Origin of the sequence: Pseudomonas retamae (assembly GCF_043496865.1) — a bacterium.
Taxonomy (GTDB): Bacteria; Pseudomonadota; Gammaproteobacteria; order Pseudomonadales; family Pseudomonadaceae; genus Aquipseudomonas; species Aquipseudomonas retamae.
This window is the reverse complement of sequence record NZ_JBIEIL010000007.1, coordinates 323,485-344,507: the sequence shown is the minus strand read 5'-3', so window position 1 is coordinate 344,507 and position 21,023 is coordinate 323,485. Positions and strand designations below refer to the sequence as shown.

19 protein-coding genes are annotated in these 21,023 nt (G+C 58.9%); 15 read left to right on the top strand and 4 right to left on the bottom strand.

Annotation, left to right across the window (positions count from 1 at the left end):
• Positions 1 to 343 precede the first annotated feature (343 nt).
• The 5 genes from ACGSLL_RS16490 to ACGSLL_RS16470 all read left to right on the top strand — a co-directional run bounded on the left by ACGSLL_RS16490 (position 344) and on the right by ACGSLL_RS16470 (position 5,535).
• Positions 344 to 1,084 carry a response regulator gene (locus tag ACGSLL_RS16490; RefSeq protein WP_258449096.1) on the top strand — a complete coding sequence of 247 codons (741 nt, stop codon included), beginning with the start codon at positions 344 to 346 and terminating at the stop codon, positions 1,082 to 1,084.
• The gene (locus ACGSLL_RS16485) at positions 1,081 to 2,394 is read left to right on the top strand and encodes an ATP-binding protein (RefSeq protein ID WP_394507123.1); all 1,314 of its coding nucleotides are present in this window, start codon (positions 1,081 to 1,083) and stop codon (positions 2,392 to 2,394) included. Before ACGSLL_RS16490 ends, ACGSLL_RS16485 begins: the two co-directional genes overlap by 4 nt.
• 284 nt (positions 2,395 to 2,678) lie before the next feature.
• Positions 2,679 to 3,494 carry an alpha/beta fold hydrolase gene (locus tag ACGSLL_RS16480; RefSeq protein WP_394507144.1) on the top strand — a complete coding sequence of 272 codons (816 nt, stop codon included), beginning with the start codon at positions 2,679 to 2,681 and terminating at the stop codon, positions 3,492 to 3,494.
• Between the two features lie 215 nt (positions 3,495 to 3,709).
• A complete protein-coding gene (locus tag ACGSLL_RS16475) occupies positions 3,710 to 5,149 on the top strand; it encodes an ATPase domain-containing protein (protein WP_394507122.1) in 1,440 nt (479 codons plus the stop codon).
• 23 nt (positions 5,150 to 5,172) lie between these two features.
• On the top strand, positions 5,173 to 5,535 hold the full coding sequence (locus ACGSLL_RS16470; protein ID WP_093101892.1) for a response regulator: 363 nt from the start codon (positions 5,173 to 5,175) through the stop codon (positions 5,533 to 5,535).
• Positions 5,536 to 5,560: 25 nt separating this feature from the next.
• Here the strand turns inward: ACGSLL_RS16470 and ACGSLL_RS16465 are convergent, their stop codons facing one another.
• Positions 5,561 to 6,424, bottom strand: coding sequence for a LysR substrate-binding domain-containing protein (locus ACGSLL_RS16465; protein WP_394507121.1), 864 nt, complete (start codon positions 6,422 to 6,424; stop codon positions 5,561 to 5,563).
• Positions 6,425 to 6,532: 108 nt separating this feature from the next.
• On the opposite strand from ACGSLL_RS16465, the gene ACGSLL_RS16460 reads away from it, so the two are divergent.
• From ACGSLL_RS16460 to phnX, 7 genes are all read left to right on the top strand, one after another.
• A complete protein-coding gene (locus ACGSLL_RS16460; protein ID WP_394507119.1) occupies positions 6,533 to 7,402 on the top strand; it encodes a phosphate/phosphite/phosphonate ABC transporter substrate-binding protein in 870 nt (289 codons plus the stop codon).
• On the top strand, positions 7,399 to 8,196 hold the full coding sequence (gene phnC, locus ACGSLL_RS16455; protein WP_394507118.1) for a phosphonate ABC transporter ATP-binding protein: 798 nt from the start codon (positions 7,399 to 7,401) through the stop codon (positions 8,194 to 8,196). Before ACGSLL_RS16460 ends, phnC begins: the two co-directional genes overlap by 4 nt.
• A gap of 2 nt (positions 8,197 to 8,198) precedes the next feature.
• Positions 8,199 to 9,017: a phosphonate ABC transporter, permease protein PhnE gene (phnE, locus tag ACGSLL_RS16450; RefSeq protein ID WP_394507117.1), complete on the top strand. Its 819-nt coding sequence runs from the start codon at positions 8,199 to 8,201 to the stop codon at positions 9,015 to 9,017.
• A gap of 130 nt (positions 9,018 to 9,147) precedes the next feature.
• Positions 9,148 to 10,239, top strand: a complete 1,092-nt coding sequence (psrA, locus tag ACGSLL_RS16445; RefSeq protein ID WP_258449088.1) for an iron-containing alcohol dehydrogenase PsrA — start codon at positions 9,148 to 9,150, stop codon at positions 10,237 to 10,239.
• 134 nt (positions 10,240 to 10,373) lie between these two features.
• Positions 10,374 to 11,669 (top strand): MFS transporter, encoded by a 1,296-nt coding sequence (locus tag ACGSLL_RS16440; RefSeq protein WP_394507116.1) that lies wholly within the window; start codon positions 10,374 to 10,376, stop codon positions 11,667 to 11,669.
• Positions 11,670 to 11,701: 32 nt separating this feature from the next.
• On the top strand, positions 11,702 to 12,574 hold the full coding sequence (locus ACGSLL_RS16435) for a LysR substrate-binding domain-containing protein (protein ID WP_394507115.1): 873 nt from the start codon (positions 11,702 to 11,704) through the stop codon (positions 12,572 to 12,574).
• An 86-nt stretch (positions 12,575 to 12,660) separates the two neighbouring features.
• Positions 12,661 to 13,488 carry a phosphonoacetaldehyde hydrolase gene (phnX, locus tag ACGSLL_RS16430; protein WP_394507114.1) on the top strand — a complete coding sequence of 276 codons (828 nt, stop codon included), beginning with the start codon at positions 12,661 to 12,663 and terminating at the stop codon, positions 13,486 to 13,488.
• A 67-nt stretch (positions 13,489 to 13,555) separates the two neighbouring features.
• Here phnX and ACGSLL_RS16425 read toward each other — a convergent pair whose 3' ends face one another.
• Positions 13,556 to 15,178, bottom strand: a complete 1,623-nt coding sequence (locus tag ACGSLL_RS16425; RefSeq protein ID WP_394507113.1) for an EAL domain-containing protein — start codon at positions 15,176 to 15,178, stop codon at positions 13,556 to 13,558.
• A gap of 157 nt (positions 15,179 to 15,335) precedes the next feature.
• Positions 15,336 to 16,976 (bottom strand): sensor domain-containing diguanylate cyclase, encoded by a 1,641-nt coding sequence (locus ACGSLL_RS16420; RefSeq protein WP_394507112.1) that lies wholly within the window; start codon positions 16,974 to 16,976, stop codon positions 15,336 to 15,338.
• 232 nt (positions 16,977 to 17,208) lie between these two features.
• On the opposite strand from ACGSLL_RS16420, the gene ACGSLL_RS16415 reads away from it, so the two are divergent.
• A complete protein-coding gene (locus ACGSLL_RS16415; RefSeq protein ID WP_394507111.1) occupies positions 17,209 to 17,967 on the top strand; it encodes an SDR family oxidoreductase in 759 nt (252 codons plus the stop codon).
• 45 nt (positions 17,968 to 18,012) lie between these two features.
• Positions 18,013 to 19,470, top strand: coding sequence for an MFS transporter (locus ACGSLL_RS16410; RefSeq protein WP_394507110.1), 1,458 nt, complete (start codon positions 18,013 to 18,015; stop codon positions 19,468 to 19,470).
• 1 nt (position 19,471) lies between these two features.
• On the opposite strand, the gene ACGSLL_RS16405 is transcribed toward ACGSLL_RS16410, so the two are convergent.
• Positions 19,472 to 20,332, bottom strand: a complete 861-nt coding sequence (locus ACGSLL_RS16405; protein ID WP_394507109.1) for a LysR family transcriptional regulator — start codon at positions 20,330 to 20,332, stop codon at positions 19,472 to 19,474.
• A gap of 225 nt (positions 20,333 to 20,557) precedes the next feature.
• Here ACGSLL_RS16405 and ACGSLL_RS16400 point away from each other — a divergent pair, with 225 nt between their 5' ends.
• Positions 20,558 to 20,950 (top strand): RidA family protein, encoded by a 393-nt coding sequence (locus ACGSLL_RS16400; RefSeq protein ID WP_394507108.1) that lies wholly within the window; start codon positions 20,558 to 20,560, stop codon positions 20,948 to 20,950.
• Positions 20,951 to 21,023: the final 73 nt, after the last annotated feature.

The window sequence follows — 21,023 nt, the reverse complement described above, 5'->3', positions numbered from 1 at the left end:
AAATTACGAATCCGTCATCCCTTCACTGACGCGGTTCAGGAAGTCCACCTCAGCAGCGGCGTGAAAGTGGTCATGGAAAATTCCGCACCCACCAATCCGCCAACTCGCATTCAACATGCGGCAGCACCCGATCGTGCTCAAACAAGAAACCGCCCCCGCCCCCTAAAAAACTGGACTGCCATCAGCGTTTAACGGCGTAATACCCGCGCTGTAAATCCGCGACTTCCCTTGTTTGCCGTTGGCGCCTCGCCGCACTTGTGCCGTTCGCGTACGGGGCCCTTCCAACGGGCAATCGGGTATCGCCAGCCTGCGCAATCGTTGCGCTCATTTTGGAGAGCAGGGAATGGAACATGTCGATCATGTGTTGATCGTGGATGATGATCGCGAGATCAGGGAACTGGTTGGCAATTACCTCAACAAGAACGGTCTGCGCACCACCGTGGTTGCGGATGGCCGTCAGATGCGGGCGTTTCTGGAAACCAACAAGGTGGATCTGATCGTACTCGACATCATGATGCCGGGCGATGATGGGTTGCTGCTGTGCCGTGAACTTCGCGTCGGCAAGCACAAGGCAACGCCCGTGCTGATGTTGACCGCGCGCAGCGACGAGACCGATCGCATCATTGGTCTGGAAATGGGCGCCGACGATTACCTGGCCAAACCTTTCGCTGCCCGCGAACTGCTCGCCCGTATCAATGCCGTTCTGCGCCGTACGCGCATGCTGCCGCCTAACTTTGTGGTCAGTGAAAGTGGACGAAAGCTCAAATTCGGGCGCTGGCGCCTCGACACCACCGCGCGCCATCTGCTCGATGAAGACGACACGCTCGTCTCGTTGAGCGGCGCCGAATACAGGCTGCTGCGGGTATTTCTCGATCATCCGCAGCGGGTACTGAGTCGTGACCAATTGCTCAACCTGACCCAGGGCCGTGACGCGGACATCTTCGACCGGTCGATCGATTTGCTGGTCAGTCGCGTGCGTCAGCGTTTGCTCGATGACGCACGCGAACCCCTCTACTTGAAGACCGTACGCAATGAAGGGTACGTCTTTACCTATGCGGTCGAAGTGCTTGAGGAGCAAGCATGAAACTCGCCTTGCAATGGCCTCAAACGCTGGCGTCGCGGCTGTGGCTGGTGTTCCTTGTCGGCCTGATACTCGCCCAGTCGCTGATGTTCGCAGCCCAGTATTACGAACGCTACGAAAGCACCAAGACGGCCATGCTGGGCAATTTCGAACACGACACCGCGACCTCCATCGCCATCCTCGACCGCTTGCCTGCGGCTGAGCGTCCGGCCTGGACCCAGCGCCTGCAGCGGCGCAACTACGACTATTTGCTGCGCGGGCATGATGCCGGAAGTCCACTGACCTCGAATGATCTGGCCGGGACTGCGGCGCAATCACTGCAAGTCGCCCTGGGCCGCGACTATGCGCTGAGCTTTGTCGAAATTCCGGGCCCACATCCGCACTTTCAGGCGCAGCTGCGACTGTCCGACGGTAGCCCGGTCACCATCGACGTGCGCCCTTCTGTCAGGCCTTTGTCGCCCTGGTTGCCGTTCGCCCTGTTGGCTCAATTGGTATTGATGATTGGCTGCACCTGGCTTGCCGTGCGCATCGCGATACGCCCGCTCAGCCGTCTGGCCGAGGCGGTGGAGAACCTTGATCCGAACGCGCATCCGATGCATCTGGATGAAAGCGGCCCGCGCGAAGTGGCTTATGCCGCCCGCGCCTTCAACAGCATGCAGGCGCGGATCGCCGCTTACCTCAAAGAGCGCATGCAATTGCTGGCGGCCATTTCCCATGACCTGCAGACGCCCATCACCCGCATGAAGCTGCGCGCCGAGTTCATGGAGGATTCGGCGGAGAAAGACAAACTGGGCAATGACCTCAACGAAATCGAGCATCTGGTGCGCGAGGGTGTCGCCTATGCTCGCAGCGTGCATGGCGCGACCGAGGCCAGTTGCCGCATCAGTCTGGACGCATTTCTGGATAGTCTGGTCTGCGACTACCAGGACACCAGTCGAGAGGTCAGCCTGAGCGGCAAGAACGGCGCGGTCATCGAAACCAGACCGCATGCCCTGCGCCGTATTCTGGTGAATCTGGTGGACAATGCGCTGAAGTACGCTGGCACCGCCGAAGTGCAAGTCAGTAAAAACGCAGGCACCGGCGTTTCGATCAGTGTGCTGGACCGCGGCCAAGGCATTCCCGAAGAGGTTCTGGCAGAAGTGGTCAAGCCGTTCTATCGAGTGGAAAACTCACGCAGCCGCAGCACAGGTGGCACCGGTCTGGGCCTAGCCATCGCTCAGCAGTTGGCCATCGCAATTGGTGGTTCACTGACGTTGCGCAACCGCGACGGTGGCGGTCTCTGCGTCACCCTCGACATCGGCGTCCATCCCTAGCCCGCGCGGGCTGCACGTCAATTGCGGCCGCTATCGGCCGGAGACAGTGGCTCGCATTTGTAAGCCACTGTATCCAGCACCTTTACAGACTCAAATCAACGCATAACTGCCGGTTGTCGAACATAGCCGGTATACATGCCCTTGCAAGAATTCTCTCCATCGACTCGCCACCGGACCCCCGAATGGCGGGCCCTGACAATACATTTTTCAGCGGCAGTCATTCCGATTGCCAGAAAACACTGTTGTTCTCCAGCTGCCTCCAACCAATGAAAAAAGGAATGATCATGCGCAATATCAAATCGCTTTTGGCTGTCACCATCACCGCAGCATTGGCACTGACCTCTTTGCATAGCACCGCGGCCGTTGAACCCGGCGCCGCCAAGCCGACCGTCGTTCTGGTTCATGGTGCATTCGCCGAATCGTCCAGCTGGAATGGGGTTGCCGCTCAGTTGCTGAAGCAGGGATATCCAGTCATTGCCGCAGCTAACCCATTGCGTGGCGTCAAGCAGGACTCTGATTATGTCGCCGATATCGTCGAGCATACGGCCGGTCCGGTAATCCTCGTTGGACACTCGTACGGTGGCTCGGTGATCACCAACGCAGTTCATGACAATCCGAACGTCAAAGCGCTTGTTTATGTCGCAGCCTTTGCCCCGGACAAGGGCGAAACCGCCATCGAACTGTCCGGTCGCTATCCGGGAGGCACGCTGGGCCCTACCCTCGCCGCCCCGGTGCTGCTGAAGGACGGCAATAAGGATCTCTACATTCAGCAGGACAAATTCGGTCAGCAATTTGCCGCCGATGTACCCGCCGCCGAGTCGGCATTGATGGCCGCTACACAACGGCCGATCAGCGAGGCTGCGTTGAAGGAAGGGTCTGGCGAACCGGCGTGGAAAAAACTGCCGTCGTGGTTCATCTACGGTTCGGCGGACAAGAACATTCCTGAGGCGGCGCTGAAGTTCATGGCCGATCGCGCGGGTTCGAAAAAGACCGTTACCGTCCAGGGTGCGTCCCATGTGGTGATGACGTCCAACCCGCAGAAAGTCACCGCGCTGATCATTGAAGCGGCCCAGGCCAGCGCCACCGGTTCATCGCACTAAACGATACGGTCGCCCGAAAGCAGGGCTTGCTCAAAAGGTTGTTGCTTCGACAAATAACAGATCCGGCGCCGCGCGTCGGGTCTGTTTCTGCTTGATGCGCAGCGGAACTTCCAGCGCTACTTTTCCCTCAACCGCAATGGTCTCCGGATGGAAATGACGTTAGCATTTCATCCATCCGGCTTAAGAAGCCTGTTTTTTCAGATCAGGGTCGCATTGTGGAAAAGCTAAAACGCCTTCAGAGCGGAATCGAAGGGCTCGACGCGCTGCTTCAGGGAGGCCTGGTCGCGGGTGCTTCATACATCATTCAAGGGCGTCCGGGCTCGGGCAAAACCATCCTCGCCAATCAGCTGGGGTTCCATCATGCCCGCAACGGCGGTCGCGTTCTGGTCGCCACGTTGCTGGCCGAGTCGCATGACCGGCTGTTCCAGTTTCTGTCGACGATGAGTTTTTTCGACTCTTCTCGAGTGGGTGCTGAAATACAATTCGTCAGCGCATTCGATACCCTGGAAAACGAAGGCCTCGACGAGGTGGTGAAACTGCTCAGACGCGAAATCAGCCGGCAGAAAGCCACGGTCATGGTCGTCGACGGTTTGCTCAATGCGCGCTCCAAAGCGGACTCACCTATCGACACGAAAAAATTCATTTCCGAACTGCAAGGCCACGCGGCGTTCGCCGGTTGCACCGTGCTGTTTCTCACCAGCTCGCGCCTAGACGACGGCAGCCCCGAACACACGATGGTCGACGGCGTCATCGAAATGGGCGAAGAACTGTTCGGCACCCGCTCGGTGCGCCGCATTCACTTGCGCAAGACCCGCGGCAGCGGCGCGTTGACCGGTATGCACGAGTGTGAAATCACCGATGACGGCCTGGTCGTCTATCCCCGCCTTGAAAGTCTGTACAAACGCCCTTCCGCCCCGGACAGCGCCGACATGACGCGCATTCCCAGCGGCATTGCGTCACTGGATGAGATCCTCGGCGGCGGACTGTACAGCTCCAGCGTGTCGCTGGTCATGGGGCCTTCAGGGATCGGAAAAACCACCCTGGGGCTGAAATTTCTGGCTCAGTCGACGCCCGAAGCGCCGGGCCTGCATTTCGGCTTCTATGAAAGCCCGCAGCGCCTGCGCCTGAAAGGCCAATCGCTCGGCGTCAATATTGAAGACATGGAACACAGCGGTGCGCTGAGCATTGCCTGGCAACCGACCACCGAGGGTTTGCTCGATGGCCTCGGCGCGCGACTGCTGAGCATCGTCGATGAAAAAGGCATCAAGCGCTTGTTCATCGATAGCCTGAGCGGCATGACCAGGGTTTCCACCACCCCGGAACGCATCACCGACTTCTACAGTGCGCTGATGAACGAGCTGCGATCCAGAGGCGTCACGGTGTTCGCCTCGTGGGAGATGCGCGATTTGTTCGGTTCCGAGGTGAGCTCACCGAACTCTGACCTGTCCAGTATTGTCGACAACCTGATCCTCATGCGTTTCTTTGAGCATCACGCTGAACTTCGCAGGACGCTTTCCATTCTTAAGGTACGCGATAGCGCCTATAACCCATCGCGGTTCGAGGTGCTTATCCGTGATCAAGATGTGTTCCTGGAAAAGGCTTTGAGAAATGAACCTTCAGCCTCAGCTGAGTCATTGCCTGGTTCAATATCGTAAGTCTTCGAGCGGGTTGAAATAACATGACCACCATCCTGGTAGTCGACGACGAGTATCTGATTGCTGACATCCTTGGCTTTGCGCTTGAGGATGAAGGCTTCATGACGGTGACCGCCAGCAATGGCAAGAAAGCGCTCGACGTGCTGGAGAGAGAACGACCAGCGCTGGTCATCACTGATTTCATGATGCCGGTCATGGACGGCCTCGAATTCGCCGAAGCCGTGCGGGCGCAACCCTCGGTCAAACATTTGCCGATCATTCTGATGAGTGGCGCGCAGGCGCATATCGGCATGGAGCGCTCGGATCTGTTTGATGTGGTAGTTGCCAAGCCTTTTGACATTGCCGAGATTGTGGCGCAGGTAAAGAAGCTGTTGGCGACGGACTAGCCGCGCGCGGATGGCGAGCGGCTGGTTATCCCGCCGCACGCACCACATCAAAAAATGACGTAATCAGTCGGCTTGAGCGACGGTCGGCCAGGCAATAAAGATAGGTTTCGGTAAAGAGTTGCTCCCCCTCGATGCGGATCGTGCGGATTCGGGGATCAGCGATAAACTCCGCCTCAGAGACAACCCCAAGCCCGATCCCGCGCACGACGGCTTCACGCAACGCCTCGCGACTGCCGATTTCCATGGCGATACGAGGCGTAACGTGCGCCGCCTTCAAGGCCTGCTCCAGAACCAGACGCGTCGTGGAGCCAGGCTCCCGTTGCAGCAGCCGCTGCCCCTCCAATTCCTCGAGACGCACTGAATCGCGGTGGGCGAAAGGATGCTCGTGGTGGGCAAACAGGATGATTGCGTGGCGCGCGTAATGCACAGCGCAGAGTGCCGGGTCATCATGCCGGCCGGCGAGTACCGCGATATCCGTCACGTAATTCTCGAGGTCGGCCAGCACCTGCGCCGAATTACCCACCCGTATCGAAACGTCGATGCGCGGGTGCACCTGAAGGTAGTTGTCAACCATCTCGATCACGTGAAAAGGCCCCACCGCGCCGAGCTTGAGTTGCCCACGGTCCAGTCGGCCAGAGTCGCGCAACAGGTTGTGCGCGTCCAGATCCAGTGCCGCCATCGCCTGCGCAATGGGCAATAGCTGGCGACCTACATCGGACAACTCGATACGCCGTCCGCGGCGGTGAAACAGCTCGAGATCATATTCGCGTTCCATCCCCTGGACTTGTGTGGTGAGTGTGGGTTGGCTGAGCCCGAGCGCCCTCGCGCCCGCACTGAAACTCCCGTGACGTGCCACGGCAAGAAAGGCACGCATCCTGGCGGTCGACATCCATAGACTCCATCAATACCTGGCTGTGAAAACTCATATTGAATTGATCCTATGACTGTCACGTGACATTTCTAGCCTGTGGCAACTCCGAACAACTTCTGGAATGCCATGAATAACTTCAGCAGATTTGTGCGTCTGGCCGCGATTGCCTGCCTTTCTATCAGCGCTGCCTGCCAAGCGGTGGCGGGCGAAAAATTGAGAATTGGCCTGATCCCGTCAGAAGACTCTCAAGCCATGATCGAATCGAGCAAACAAGTGCTCAGCAGCCTCGAAGACAAACTGGGCATACCTGTCGAACCCTTCGTCGCCACGGATTACAACGGCATTATCGAAGCACTGCGCGCGGGCAAACTGGACGTAGCCTATCTCGGCCCTTTCTCGTACGTGCTGGCGGCGTCAGTAGCAGACGTTGATGCGTTCGCGGTCGCCGTCACCAAAAAAACCGGTCAAAGCGCCTACAAGAGTTTGATCCTCGCTCGCAAGGGCAGCGGCATCACTCAACTGTCGGACCTGCAGAATCACACCTTCGCGTTTGTTGACCCCAGCTCTGCCTCGGGCCATCTGTTTCCGAAAGCCGGACTGGAGCAGGCAGGTTTTGATCCCGCAACCCTGTTTTCTCGTGTGATTTTCTCCGGTTCCCATGACGCGAGCATCCTCGCTGTGGCCAACGGCAAGGTCGATGCCGCCGCTGTCGCCGACCGCATTCTGGCCAATGCCGTTGCCCGAGGGCTGGTGAAGCAGGACGACTTTCAAGTGGTGTGGAGTTCTCGTCCGATCCCGGAATCGCCGATGGTCTGGCGCAGGAGTCTAGACCCGGAGCTCAAGCAGAAAGTCGCCGCGGCACTCGCGTCGATCAAGAACGTGCCGTGGGGTGATCAGGGCGAACTGGACGGCTTTCAGCCCACCACCGACGCGGCTTATGACGTTGTGCGCGAAACCGCCAAAGTGCTCGATCTCGATCTGCGGAGGCTTAAATGATCAGTATCCGCCAACTGACCAAGCACTACGGAACGAACCCGGTTCTGCGCGGGATCGACCTAGAGGTAGCGGCAGGAGAATTCGTCGTGGTGTTGGGTCAGTCCGGCGCGGGCAAATCCACGTTGCTACGTTGTATCAACCGCCTGGTCCAGGCCGACACCGGTACGCTCTGCGTAGCGGGTATTGACGCACTGGCCTGCCGCGACACCATCGGACTGCGACGTCAGGTGGCGATGATTTTTCAACACCACAACGTAGTGCCGCGTCTCAGCGTGCTGAAGAACGTGCTCACCGGATGCCTGGGCGCGGCATCGACATTGAGCTCCATTCTGCAACTGTTTCGGCGTGAGGACGTGACGCTCGCGATGCAGTGCCTTGAGCGTGTAGAGCTTGCGCACAAAGCTCACCAACGGACCGATGCGCTGTCCGGCGGGCAGATGCAACGCGTAGGAATCGCACGTGCCCTGGCGCAACGGCCAAAAGTGATTCTGGCGGATGAGCCGGTGGCCAGTCTCGACCCAAAGACGGCGCGTCTGGTGCTGCAGTATTTGCGTGATGCTACGCGGGACCTGGGAATCACGGTGTTGTGCAACCTGCATCAGATTGAGTACGCCCGAGAGTTTGGTGACCGGATAGTCGGCCTGGCCCACGGCAAACTGGTGTTTGACGGTAGCGCTCGCAGCATGAACGAAGACGACATTCAGCGCATTTATCCCGGCCAGACAACCCAATCGCCGGACCTCGGCGCAAAAGCGCAGACGATGACAGTTCCTCGCGCTCAAGTGAGGGCTTGAACATGAAACAGCAACGTTATCTGTGGACCGTGGACCTGCCTCGCGGGCCGCGTGGTTGGCTGTCCACCGCAATGATCGTGCTGGCGGTGATTTTCACGCTGCACTGGAGCGCAACCGGCGCGCAATTGAGCGTGGGCGAACTCGCCGCAGGGTTGCCGCAAATCGGTGATTTCCTTGCCCGCACGGTCCCACCCGACCTGAGCATTCTCCCTCGACTGCTGGCGCCCGCCGTGGAGACATTGCAAATCGCGATATGGGGCACGTTGCTCGGCGTGTTGATGGCCATGCCGCTGTCGATTCTCGCGGCGCGCAACCTGAGCCGAAACCGCCTGGTCTTTCACGCAACCCGGCAATTTCTGAACATCACTCGCAGCATCAACGAGCTGATTCTGGCCCTGGTATTTGTCTCGGCGGTAGGTCTTGGGCCCTTCCCTGGCGTGCTCGCGCTGGCTCTGCACGGCATGGGCATGCTTGGAAAATTCTTTGCCGAGAGCATAGAAGAAATCGACCAAGGCCCGATCGAAGCGCTTCAGGCCACCGGTGCGCGCCCCCTGCAAGTCATCGTGTTCGGCGTGTTGCCGCAGGTCATCACTGCATGGATCGCAGTGGTGCTGTACCGCTTCGAAGTCAATTTACGCTCGGCGACCGTCCTCGGCATGGTCGGTGCAGGCGGGCTTGGGTTCGAGCTGGTAAGCAGTCTGAAGCTTTTCAAATATCAGGAAACGGCCACCTGCATCATCGTTATCACGCTCATGGTGATCATCGCTGACGCGCTGTCGGGTCGATTGCGCAACGCGATCCAGCGTGGCGCTCACACCTGAACAATCGCAGGCAAGCCGTCCAGGTCATTATCGGTTCAACCAATTGATGCCTGCGAATTATCGATTTGAGCTGTTGTTGAAGCCGCCCGAGTATGGAGGCACTTCCAACAACAAAAACAAGGGACACACCATGATTGCCCGATTTCACAATCCCGTTGATACACGATTCGGTTGGGGCAGCCTGCATCAACTGGCCGACATCACTGAACACCAGACAGTCGCCCTGGTGACCTTTCCCGAGGCGCGAGGGCTGGGACTGGTCGATCGCATCCAGGACCTGCTGGGCGACCGCCTGGTGTACGTGATCGAGGATGTTCAGCCTAATCCTGACGTGGCCCAGCTGCGTGATACCTATGAACGTTTCTGGCAGGAGGCCGGCGAATGTCACGCGGTCATCGCCGTCGGTGGTGGCAGTGCAATCGATACCGCCAAGGCGTTGATCGTCGGTACTGAGTCGGGCCGCTTTGATGAGTTGCTCGCGTTACTGGCCACCGGCAAGCCCTTCGTCCCTGCGCGCAGCAAGGCATTGATCGCGGCGCCCACCACAGCGGGCACCGGCAGCGAGGTAACCCCTTGGGCAACCATCTGGGATTCGGCCAGCCACAAAAAGTACTCGCTGCACCTTGAGTGCACCTGGCCCAAGGTCGCGATCATCGACCCGCAACTGATGCTGACCGTGCCTGGTGGCGTCACCGTCTCTACCGGCCTGGATGCCTTGTCTCATGCGCTGGAATCGGTCTGGAACGTCAATGCCAATCCGGTCTCGGACACGTTCGCCATCTCCGCCATCGCGGACATTCTGGAATGCCTGCCGCTGCTGCGTCGCGATCTTGCCAACAGCGAACTGCGTTCGCGCATGGCGCTGGCGGCACTAAAGGCCGGATTGGCGTTTTCCAACACCAAAACCGCCCTCGCCCACTCCATCTCCTACGAAATGACGCTGCGTTACGGTTTGCCGCACGGGATTGCCTGCTCCTTTACGTTGCCGCTGGTGCTGGGCATGGCCTGGGGGCACGACGCCGCGCGCGACCGTACCCTGCAACGAATTTTCGGCAACGATCTGCACAAGGCCCAGAATCAGTTGCGTGAATTCCTGCACAGCCTCGGCGTGAAAACCGAATTTGCCGACTATGGCGTCACGGCGGAGCAAGCCGAGCAAATGATTGATTTCGCCATGCAGGGCGCCAGGGGCAAGAACTTTATCGGCGCTAAAGCTGCGTAGCGCCAACCCGGCATCCAACAACCGACAAGCACTGTCAGCGGCGTGACCCGTCGCGACGATTTCCTGCACCGCTCAGAAAAGAGTGCACCCGCCGACACCCTCCGGTGAGAGCGAACAATAATAAGGAAAAGATCATGAATCGTGCTCAAACCATGCCTGCTCTCGCTGGACACGCCGCATCATTTCGAGTCGCTCAATGGCGCATGTTGCTGGCAGCGATGTTCTGCTATCTGTTTTTCTACACCGGCAGGCAAACCTTCGGTTTCGCCATACCGGGAATCCAGGCCGAATTCGGTTTTACCAAGGAACACCTGGGATGGGCATCGGCCGTCATGCTGTGGGCGTATGCCATCGGTCAGGCCATCAACGGCAACCTGGCCGATAAATACGGCGGTCGCCGCATCATGACCGCCGGGGCCGTGTTGTCCTGCATGGCTAACTGGGTGACCAGTTTCGCAAGCAATTTTGCCGCGCTGATCCTGCCTTGGGGCATCAATGGATATTTCCAGGCATTGGGATGGGCGCCCGGCAGTCGGCTCATCTCCAACTGGTGGAGTGCCGGCGAGCGCGGCAAGGTGTATGGCTTGTATGTGTTCGCCGCCGGGTGCGCCTCAGTCCTGTCCTACGTGACCTCGATCGTGGTGCTTGAGGTGATGCATCTGGAGTGGCGCTGGATCTTTCGCTTACCGGTGCTGTTGATGCTGGCGGGCGGGATCATCTTCTATCTGGTGGCGCGCGAGCGTCCGCAGGATCTGGGCTTCGAACCGCCTGCGGACACCGGGGTCGCCAATGCCGATGACAAGGGTCACGAAGTGGCACACGGCGAAATCGAAACCTCTGCACAACGCTACAAGGCTGTGCTGAAAAACTTTCGTCTGATCATTGCTGCAGTCTCCCTGGGTTTTCAGAACGCCGCACGCTATGGCCTCATCGTCTGGGTACCGGTGCACTTTCTGGGCGCGAACTGGAAGACTGGCGACAGCATGGTCGATCCGAAGTGGATCACCGTCGCCCTACCGGTCGGGATGGCCGTCGGCGCGCTGAGCAATGGCTGGATCTCGGACAAACTGTTCGGCTCAAAGCGCTACCTGGCGATCATGCTCTACATGGTGCTCGGCGCCGCCACTAGCCTGTGGATGTGGACCCTGGCACCGCACAGCGCCACCGGCCTTGTCGCCTTGTTCCTTTGCGGGTTCTTTGTCTACGGTCCTGCATCAAGTTTCTGGGCGCTCTGTCCTGATCTGGTCGGAGCAAAGCGTGCTGGCACGGCAACCGGTGTGATGAACTTTTCGTCCTATCTGTTCGCCGGCCTGGCGGAACCGCTGATCGGCAGTATGCTCGACAGTACCGGTAATACGTCGTTGATCTTCATCGTGGTCACAACCGCCTGCCTGTGCAGCGCCGTGGTCGCGCTGTTCATTCGGCGATAAGTATCGATTCGCGGTTCGGCACGGGAACTCTTATGTACCAGTACCACAAGTGGCTACGTTCTTTTCACGCGGTAGCGAAGACCGGCAGCTTCACGCTCGCCGCCGAGTACCTGAGCGTCGGACAGCCGACAGTCAGTGAGCAGGTCAACGCACTGGAAAAAAAGTTTTCCGTGGAACTGTTTCATCGTCGCGGCCGCTTTATCGAAATGAGTTCGGCGGGACACAAGCTTTATGCGATCACCCAGGGCCTGTTCGGCCAAGAGGATGAAGCCGTGCAACTCTTACAGAGCTTCAAGCAACGCAAGACAGGCATGCTGCGTTTGGGTGCGGTGTCCCCGCCTATCGCGATGAACCTGACGTACGAATTGATGCAGCGCCATCCTGACATTGAAATCGAGACCTCGTTCTCGCCGGAAAAGGAGACGTTGAACCGGCTGTTCAACTTCGACATTGATGTCGCGATTCTGGCGCTGTCCGAATTCGATGAGCGTTTTGATACCCAACTGTACCGGCGGTATCCGATCATTGCTGTCGTGCGCGAAGACCACCCTTGGGCAAGCCAGAAAGAGGTCCATGTCGAGCAAATCAGCTGTGAGAAATGGGTGCTCCGGGAAAAGAACTCACGCACGCGTCAGTTGGTGGAAGAAAGCTGCAAGCGCCTCGGCGTCTCGCTGAACTGCGTCATGCAGTTGAACAGCCGTGAAGCAATCGTGCATGCCATCGCCAAGGGTATCGGCATCGGTTTTGTCTCTGCCGTCGAATACGCCGAAACCCCCAATACCAAACCCATCACATTTGTAAATCACCCGTTTTCCATCGATTACCACTTGTGCTGCCTGGGTATTCGTCGAAACCGGCCGATGATTGCGGAGTTGTTCGACGCCCGTTCAACGCCGGTTATCTGATTCTGTAACGCACTTCAACAAACGATAAGCCTACTTCTCATGAATGAGAGGGACGGCCTTCCCTTACCTGAAAGTGGAGATTGACTATGCATTATCAACAACCTGCTCAACTGCAAGCGGTGGTTCTGGACTGGGCCGGAACCGTCGTGGATTTCGGCTCGTTCGCCCCTACGCAGATTTTTGTCGAAGCCTTCGCTGAGTTTGGCGTAGCGGTTTCGCTGGAGGAAGCACGCGGTCCCATGGGCATGGGGAAGTGGGACCACATCCGGACTTTATGCAACCAGCCACAGATTGCCGAACGTTACCGCGCGGTGTTTGACCGCTTTCCGACTGACGAGGACGTCACCGCCCTTTATGAGCGTTTCATGCCGCTGCAGATCGAGAAGATCGCGTTGCATTCAGCGCTGATTCCCGGAGCCCTGGAGACCATTGATGCGCTGCGTGAGCGAGGTTTGAAAATCGGCTCCTGTTCGGGTTACCCGGCCGTGGTCATGGCCAAAGTAGTGGAGCTGGCGCGCCACAATGGCTACGTCGCCGACCATGTGGTAGCGACCGACGAAGTGCCCAATGGTCGCCCACATCCGGCTCAGGCACTGGCTAACGTGATTGCCTTGGGCGTCAGCGACGTCGCCGCTTGCGTCAAGGTCGACGACACCTGGCCCGGCATCCTTGAGGGCCGCAGTGCCGGCATGTGGACAGTCGCGCTGACCTGTTCCGGCAATGCCCTCGGTTTGACTTACGAACAATACAAAGCGTTGCCCTTTGAGAAGCTGGCAGAAGAACGCGCCCGTATCACAAAAATGTTCGAAGGCTCTCGTCCGCATTACCTGATCGACACGATCGTCGAGTTACCGGCAGTCATCGAAGACATCAACACTCGCCTGGCGCGCGGTGAAACCCCACAAGGCTGCTGACCCGAACGGAAAGTGACATGACCGTGGCCGCCTCCCGGGCGGCTGCGTTTGAGGAAAATCCCGGCCATTACCCAGATGAATCATGCTCCAGATCCGGCGAGACCCGATGAGAGGGTTGATGACCCTCTATACCAGGTGCTGCTGCGCCGGGCCGACTCTGCAGGTAATGCTTTTTGAACGCTGTGCAATCCATGGCTTTTGCAAACAGCCATCCCTGCGCATACCGCACCTGGTTTGCGCGCAGATAACCCAGTTGCGCCGGCGTCTCGACACCTTCAGCGACGAGAGTCAGCTCCAACGCGTGGCCCAGCTGAATGACGTGCGTGATCAGCAGGCTGCTCTCTTCGGTTTCGCCAATCTGCTCGACAAAGGAACGGTCGATCTTGAGAACGTCCAGCGGTAGTTGCTGCAGGTACTGCAAACTCGAATAGCCAGTGCCGAAATCATCCAGCGCGACAACAAACCCGGCGCTTCGTGCGCGCTCCAAGGTCCTCTTCGCTGGCGCCAGGTCAATAAGGCTGCGCTCTGTCACTTCGATCCATATCTGAGAAGGCAGCACGTCGACGCGACCAGCCTGGTTCAACAATGCCGGTATCAACCTGCCAGAGCACACGTCGGCGGCAGCAAGGTTCAACGCCACATGCAGCGAACGGTCACGGGCCAGCATCTCGCCAAGATCCTCGAATACGCTGTTGACCACTTGGTCGGTGATCGCTTCAATCAAACCGCTGGACTCTGCCAGAGGAATGAACACGTCCGGATAGATCAGCGTGCCGTTGGGTTTTCGCCAGCGGACCAAAGCTTCAGCGCCGATGCAGCGCTGAGTTTCGATTTCAATGATCGGCTGATAGTGAACGATGAATTCGTGCCGCTGCACGGCACGCTCCAGTGCGGCCAGAGGAGACAGCTTGCGACGCCACCAACGCAGGGTCATGAACACCAGGCCCACGGCAATCGCAAGACCGATCGGCAGCAGATACAAGACCTGCTGCACCAGGCTGCGCAACAGCTCCTCTCGCGGGATCGCCGCGATGACGGTGAAGTTGCCCTGAGCTACAAGCGTGTAGAGGAAGCCGTCCTTGAGGCCATGCGTCGGACCTTGATGCACCAAGGCGAGGAAGCTTGCCATATTCGAATCTGCCGGCCCCAGCAAGCGGCCCTGCCGCGTACCGACAGCCAGCCTGACGCCTTCATCCAGCACAACCTCGCGAAACTGTTCGGGGTCCACCAGAACATTGAACGCGGCGAATTGCAGTGCCAGCATCGGCTTGATCAGCGCGTTGTCGTCGCGCGCATCAAGGGAGACCTTGACCCCATCGTCGGTAACGAAGTCCTCTGGCCACGCCTTTGACCGAGGTGACGTAGCGCCCCAGGACGTGCAGGCGAATACATCTTCTTCGTAGCCCACTGACTCGACCGAAAAAGTGTTCATGGCGATCATGCGCATCTGCTCAACGCCCTGTGGCGAGCAGGGCTCCAGATCGGTGATGGCGATGCTTTTCAGGGCCTGGGTGGCCTGTGCAAACGTCTGGCTGGCGCGATCGTTGGCGATCACAGCCAGCGTCTGCAGCCGTTCCTGTGCGGCATGGATCGACAGCATCCACCCAGCCGCGAACGTCATGCCTAACGGAATGACCACCGCGAGGGTGGTCAGCAGTACTCCCCGCCGCATGATCTTTGAACGCTTCATTTCACCGTCCGAATGATGGGGGCCGTGACACGTCTTGCTGTTTGCCGGACCGGACGTTTGCTCGGCACCTGATGCTGCTTTTAGCGTGGAATCGACGGAGAATCAACAAGCCAGTCGATAAGTGCAGGGATTGCTGATTTGCATCAATGGTCGAGGCTCATGTGGGCGTGCTTGACGCCGTGGATGGGCAGAATTCCACTCGATTGCGTCCGCCCTGTTTGGCCCGGTACAGGCATTCGTCAGCTTTCTTGAGGACGACGTCTGCCGTGATTGGCAGGTGTTCACAGGTTGCCACGCCGATCGAAGCGGTAATGTGTCCCACCGTTGGAATATCGCATGTGGCGATGGCCTGACGAATCCGTTCCGCGATAGCACGGGCAGAATCGATATCGGTTTCCGGCAAAATCAGCAAGAACTCCTCTCCCCCCGCGCGACACGCCAGATCGCCGGCGCGGGAATGGCTTTGCATGATTTGCGCGACCTGTTTTATCGCCAGGTCGCCCTTGTCGTGACCGAAGGTGTCGTTGACCCGTTTGAAATGGTCGATGTCCAGCGACAGCACCGAATACGTTCGGCCGGCGCGCTCCAGGGCGTGCAGCTCTTCGTCCATGGCCCTGCGATTGGCCAGACCGGTCATGGGATCGGCAAACGCCTGCTGACTCAGGCGGCCCAGCTTTGCTTGCAACAACTGCACACCGGCAAGCATCGCCTGGCGAATGGAAAACGCCTCGCGGTACCAGGCCTTCACGTGGTGGAGTTGTTCAGTCGCCTGCGGCGCCGACAACTGTCGGGCGATAAGCGAAAGCTGGTTCAACGGACGACAGATCAGCAAGGTGCCAAGCCAGATCAACACAAAGCCGATCACAGCGGCTGGCACCATTCCCCGCAAAACATCGCGCATCAGTGTCTCCAGCGGCGCCAGACTGATCTCCCGTGGCTGCTGCGCTACCACGGCCCAGCCGGCGCCCGGTACCTGCGCGTATCCGGCGAGCATGGGCACGCCTTTGTAATTACGTACGGTCATTGAGCCGCTTTCGCCACGTAACGCTGCGTCCACGGTTTTACTCCAACCCAGTGTGTCGCCAATGCGCGACGCGTCAGGGTGAAAGAGCAACTGGCGATCCTGATCGGCGACAAAGGCAAACGTACCTTCGTGATGAAAGTGACGACTGATCAAGGTGTGCAGTGCGTTGTCCTCGCGCAGATAAACCGAACCGCCGATGACGCCCACGTAACGCTTGGCAGCGTCATAAACGGGTTCGGAAATGAACACGACGAGATTGCCCGCCGACGACGTGTAAGCCGAGCTTATAAAGGAACGCTTCGCCTCAATGGCGTTGCGAATGGCATTCGAGTGCAGGGTCGAACCATTGATTTGCAGAGCGTCCGGGTACGCCACCAGCACCTTGGCATTGCTATCGACAATGGCGATCGAGTTGAAATCGGCATCCTGTTTTTGCAGACGAAGCGCTTCGCCGCGCATGACGCTGGGATCACCCCAGGCTTTGCCCAATTCATCGGCGCCAAACCGCAGATGGTTCTGTGCCGAATGAATGAATTCGGACAGGCTCGAAGCGACCTTCGCGGCATAGGCGCTGTTCGATTGCAGCGCGTGGTCCAGCAACGCATCGCGCTGCACGCGGTAGGCGGTGATCAGACTGTTGCCCAACGTCGCCAGAACAGACAGCAACACGAGGGCGAGTATCAGCCAGCGCAAGTTCAGCACGGCCACGGGTTGCCGGGCGCCCGGCGTCTCGTCGCTGACTGGCTGATTCGGGGTATCCGTTCTGTCGCTCATGGTCTGCCCTGACACGTCTGTTTTTCGAATGGGTATTGCAAGCAGCCCAGCGAGTATAAGCGCTCGGGCACGGGACATGATTTTTTCATGGGTTCGACCGAACGCTCACGGGCGCACCCACAAAACTGAACAACCAACGTGCATTTCTGGCAGTCCCGCCCGCCCCTGACGCCTATCACAATGGCCGCCACCGTGGTTACACACATCCACACTCAGGACCGAGGGGTCAGCTATGTCAGGTAAATTCGCCAATCAGATTGCAGTCGTTACCGGCGCTTCCACCGGGATCGGCTTTGCGATCGCGCAGGGGTTGATTGCAGAGGGTGCGAAGCGGGTCTACATCACTGGCCGTTCTGCAGCCACGCTGGAGGCAGCGGTCGCGAGGCTCGGCGATAAGGCCGTCGCGGTCATTTCCGATGTCGCGCGGCAGGCTGATCTGGACACGCTGAAAGCGACGATTGAAGCCCACGACGATCAGTTGGACTCGGTGTTTGCCAACGCGGGTATTTGTGAAACGAACCCACTTGGCGAAACTACCGAAGCGTCTTACTTCAAGCTGTTCGACATTAATGTGAAGGGTGTTTTCTTTACGGTTCAGACGTTGCTGCCGTTGATGAACAATGGCGCGTCGATCGTCCTGACGGCTTCGATCTGTTCCAGCAACGGCATGGAAGGACTGAGCCTTTACAACGCTTCCAAGGCTGCGGTGCGCTCCTTCGCCCGGACCTGGGCCAACGAACTCAAAGGTCGCAAGATCCGCGCAAATGTCCTGAGCCCCGGGTTCACCCGCACGCCACTGATGGATAACGGTTTGAACATGAGCGAGAGCGACATTGCCGCACTGCGCCAGCATGTCGAGCAGATCACGCCGCTGGGGTATATGGCCCAGCCGGAAGAAATCGCCTCGTCGGCGCTGTTCCTGGCCTCGGCCGATGCGAAATATGTCAACGGTGTAGAGCTGATGGTCGACGGCGGCCTGTCGCAGATCTGAACACGCCTTTCCATAAATCCGAGCGGTTTCACACAGGAGATTCCTATGCCTGCGAAAAAGGTATCGGCGCCGGAGCCGCGGCGCTGGTTGATGTTCGCCATCCTGTTGGTCGGTGCGTTTTTGCCGCCTCTGGATTTTTTCATCGTTAATGTGGCGCTGCCCTCGATTCAGCAATCGCTGGGCACCGCCTCCTCTGCCGAACAACTGATCATCTCCTCGTACGCGGCGCTGTATGCGGTGACGCTGATCACCGGCGGACGCCTGGGAGACCTCTACGGTCGCATGAAAATGTTTTTCGTCGGCCTGGCGGGTTTTGCCGTCGCCTCGCTGATCTGCGGCTTCGCCGAGTCACCTTGGATGTTGATCGCCGGGCGTTCGCTGCAAGGCGTGACGGCTGCGGTCATGGCACCCCAGGCGCTCGCTTCGGTGCAGGCCATATTTCCGGAGTCGGAGAAGCCGTTGGCGCTGAGCCTGTATGGCGCGGTCTTTGGCTTGGCGTCGGTCATCGGCCAGGCCTTGGGCGGGATATTGATATCGTTCAACCTGATGGGCCTGGGCTGGCGGGCGATATTTCTGGTCAATTTGCCGATTGCGTTGCTGGTGATCCTGATCGCGATTCCACTGGTCAGGGAAACCCGTGCGCGACAGACTACCCGGCTGGATCTGGGCGGAACGGCACTTTCTGTGCTGACACTTGGGGCGCTGATCGTGCCGCTGATCGAAGGACGTGAAGCGGGTTGGCCGTTGTGGGCCGGGCTATCCCTTGCAGCGGTGCCGCTGCTGGCCTGGTGGTTCTGGCGCTACGAAGCCCGGCTACGCCAGTCAGGCGGCGCACCGTTGCTTGATCCTGCGGCATTACGTGCGCCTGGCCTTGGGCGGGCGTTGCTCGTCGCGCTGTGCTTCTACTCGATCGGCGTGTTTTTCCTGCTGTTTTCCATTTACCTACAGGGCGCCCTGCGCACGAGTCCACTCGATGCGGGTCTGGTGTTCCTGCCTTTCGGCGCCGGATTTTTGCTGGGACCGCTCTCGACCAAGCAGTTCGGGCGTGTTCTGGGCGCTTATGTGAATCCCGTCGGAATGGCACTGGAAGTGCTGGGGCTTGTGCTGCTGGCCGGGCTGGTGACGCAGACGCCGATGCTGGCCAGCCCCGCTGCGCTGCCACTTGCCGTGAGTCTCTTCTTGATCGGTTTCGGCCAAGGGCTGGCCCTGCCAACATTGATGCGCATGATCACCGAGCGTGTAGCGCCCGCGTACTCGGGCATGATTGCGGGCATCACCAGTTCCACCCTGCAAATCAGCACATCACTGAGCGTGGCGATCATCGGCGGGATTTTTTACACCCTGCTGGGAACGGATACGGCCGCGGCTGCCATCACCTACGCCTTCACCGTCTCGCTAATGTGCATGGCTGCCTGCCTGACAGTCGGTACGGGACTGAGCATTACCCTGGCGCGCCAGCCGGCTGGCGGATTGCAGACCGCAGCGATGCAGCCGACCGAATGAGTCAACTGCCTGGCTGGTCGCCGATCATACGGGAGGCAAGGTCGGCAAGGGCACGCAAGCTGTCCATCTGGCGCATGTCCTGGTGGTAGCCCATCCATATATCGCGACCCGGTGGCGGTTCATGCGGATCAATCAGGCGCAGCGCTGTTAGCTGGTCGCCCAACGCACGCGGCAGTACGGCAACGCCCTGCCCCTGCGCGCACATTTGCGCCTGGACGGTACGGCTGCTACTGGTGAACACGGTACGGGCCAGCGGGTAACGCTGCTGCAGCCACTGCACATCCGGGTAATGAGACTGAGCGACGCTCATGGTGATCAAGCCAAGCCCCTCGCCCTCGGGTTTTGGCTCAAGAACATCGACGGCCGCGTACAAGCCGTAGCTCAGGGTCGTCAGCTTGCGGTGAACGATATCCGGTTCGGTGAACGGCACGATTCGAAACGCGATGTCGGCGTCGCGACGCGCAAGGTCGAACAATCGATGCCCGGCGATGACCTCGGGCACGATCAAGGGATAACGTTGACCCAGCTCACTCAGGACCGGGGCCAATACATAGCAGGCGAACCAGTCTGCGCAAGAGATGCGCAACACACCTTCAGGCTGTGCGCTTTCCCCGGCGAGACGCCTCTCGATGGCCAAGGCACTTTGCTCCATGTCCTGCGCCAGGCTGAGAACCTTCTCGCCGCTGTCGGTCAGTACCAGTCCTTGGGCGGTGCGAAGGAAAATCGGCTGGCCGCTGGACTGCTCAAGCACCTGCAAGCGCCGCCCCACCGTCGGATGACTGACCCCCAACTGTTTGGCGGCCGCACCCAATGACCCGGTGCGGGCAACCGCGAGAAACACCCGCATATCACTCCAGTCCATGCTTTACCCCGTACAAGATTGAACAGTGAGAGTGCTGCAATGGCAGTGCCGTAGCAATCCCGCGCGCTCCATACGTGTTCGCAAGAATGTCTGTCGACGCATCATGAGGACGGTGGATATGAACACAGTTGTTACTTCCAACCTCAGCGGGCCGATGACTCGAATGGACGCCGCTCTGGCATCTGGGTTAATTTTTTTTCCGTTTATCCATAAGGCGCCACGACCATGACTGATCGTCAGATCATTGTTCCAGACAGCATGACATTGCTCTGCGAGCAGGCCGGTTACGCACCCGCAATAAAGGTGGGAAAAACGCTTTACTGCGCTGGTCAGGTAGGCCGGACGCCGGAACTGGCAGTGATCGAAGATCCAGAACAGCAGTTTCTGGCAGCCTGGGAAAATCTCCGGCTCGTCCTCCAGGCCGGTGGCTGCGCATTTGCAGACGTTGTGGAAATGACCACTTATCACGTCGACATGCACCGCCACATGTCGACATTCAGACGCGTGAAGGATGCAGTCTTTCCCAGGGGCACTTGCGCGTGGACATGCATAGGCGTCGCGGAGCTGGCTCGACCGGGTCTTCTTGTGGAGATCAAGTGCGTGGCCGTAGCGCGATGAAGTTCTTACACGTCCTGAATATGAGAATTCAATGATCCATTACAGCTGGACTTGATCCGTCAGCTCAAAGTCG

Bases quoted from the DNA above. Each gene is read 5' to 3' on its own strand.
- ACGSLL_RS16470 (WP_093101892.1), top strand. From the start codon at position 5,173: ATGACCACCATCCTGGTAGTCGACGACGAGTATCTGATTGCTGACATC.
- psrA (WP_258449088.1), top strand. From the start codon at position 9,148: ATGATTGCCCGATTTCACAATCCCGTTGATACACGATTCGGTTGGGGC.
- ACGSLL_RS16440 (WP_394507116.1), top strand. From the start codon at position 10,374: ATGAATCGTGCTCAAACCATGCCTGCTCTCGCTGGACACGCCGCATCA.
- ACGSLL_RS16410 (WP_394507110.1), top strand. From the start codon at position 18,013: ATGCCTGCGAAAAAGGTATCGGCGCCGGAGCCGCGGCGCTGGTTGATG.
- ACGSLL_RS16420 (WP_394507112.1), bottom strand. From the start codon at position 16,976: ATGAGCGACAGAACGGATACCCCGAATCAGCCAGTCAGCGACGAGACG.
- ACGSLL_RS16435 (WP_394507115.1), top strand. From the start codon at position 11,702: ATGTACCAGTACCACAAGTGGCTACGTTCTTTTCACGCGGTAGCGAAG.
- phnX (WP_394507114.1), top strand. From the start codon at position 12,661: ATGCATTATCAACAACCTGCTCAACTGCAAGCGGTGGTTCTGGACTGG.
- ACGSLL_RS16405 (WP_394507109.1), bottom strand. From the start codon at position 20,332: ATGGACTGGAGTGATATGCGGGTGTTTCTCGCGGTTGCCCGCACCGGG.
- ACGSLL_RS16400 (WP_394507108.1), top strand. From the start codon at position 20,558: ATGACTGATCGTCAGATCATTGTTCCAGACAGCATGACATTGCTCTGC.
- ACGSLL_RS16425 (WP_394507113.1), bottom strand. From the start codon at position 15,178: ATGAAGCGTTCAAAGATCATGCGGCGGGGAGTACTGCTGACCACCCTC.
- ACGSLL_RS16480 (WP_394507144.1), top strand. From the start codon at position 2,679: ATGCGCAATATCAAATCGCTTTTGGCTGTCACCATCACCGCAGCATTG.
- ACGSLL_RS16415 (WP_394507111.1), top strand. From the start codon at position 17,209: ATGTCAGGTAAATTCGCCAATCAGATTGCAGTCGTTACCGGCGCTTCC.
- ACGSLL_RS16465 (WP_394507121.1), bottom strand. From the start codon at position 6,424: ATGTCGACCGCCAGGATGCGTGCCTTTCTTGCCGTGGCACGTCACGGG.
- phnC (WP_394507118.1), top strand. From the start codon at position 7,399: ATGATCAGTATCCGCCAACTGACCAAGCACTACGGAACGAACCCGGTT.
- ACGSLL_RS16490 (WP_258449096.1), top strand. From the start codon at position 344: ATGGAACATGTCGATCATGTGTTGATCGTGGATGATGATCGCGAGATC.
- phnE (WP_394507117.1), top strand. From the start codon at position 8,199: ATGAAACAGCAACGTTATCTGTGGACCGTGGACCTGCCTCGCGGGCCG.
- ACGSLL_RS16485 (WP_394507123.1), top strand. From the start codon at position 1,081: ATGAAACTCGCCTTGCAATGGCCTCAAACGCTGGCGTCGCGGCTGTGG.
- ACGSLL_RS16460 (WP_394507119.1), top strand. From the start codon at position 6,533: ATGAATAACTTCAGCAGATTTGTGCGTCTGGCCGCGATTGCCTGCCTT.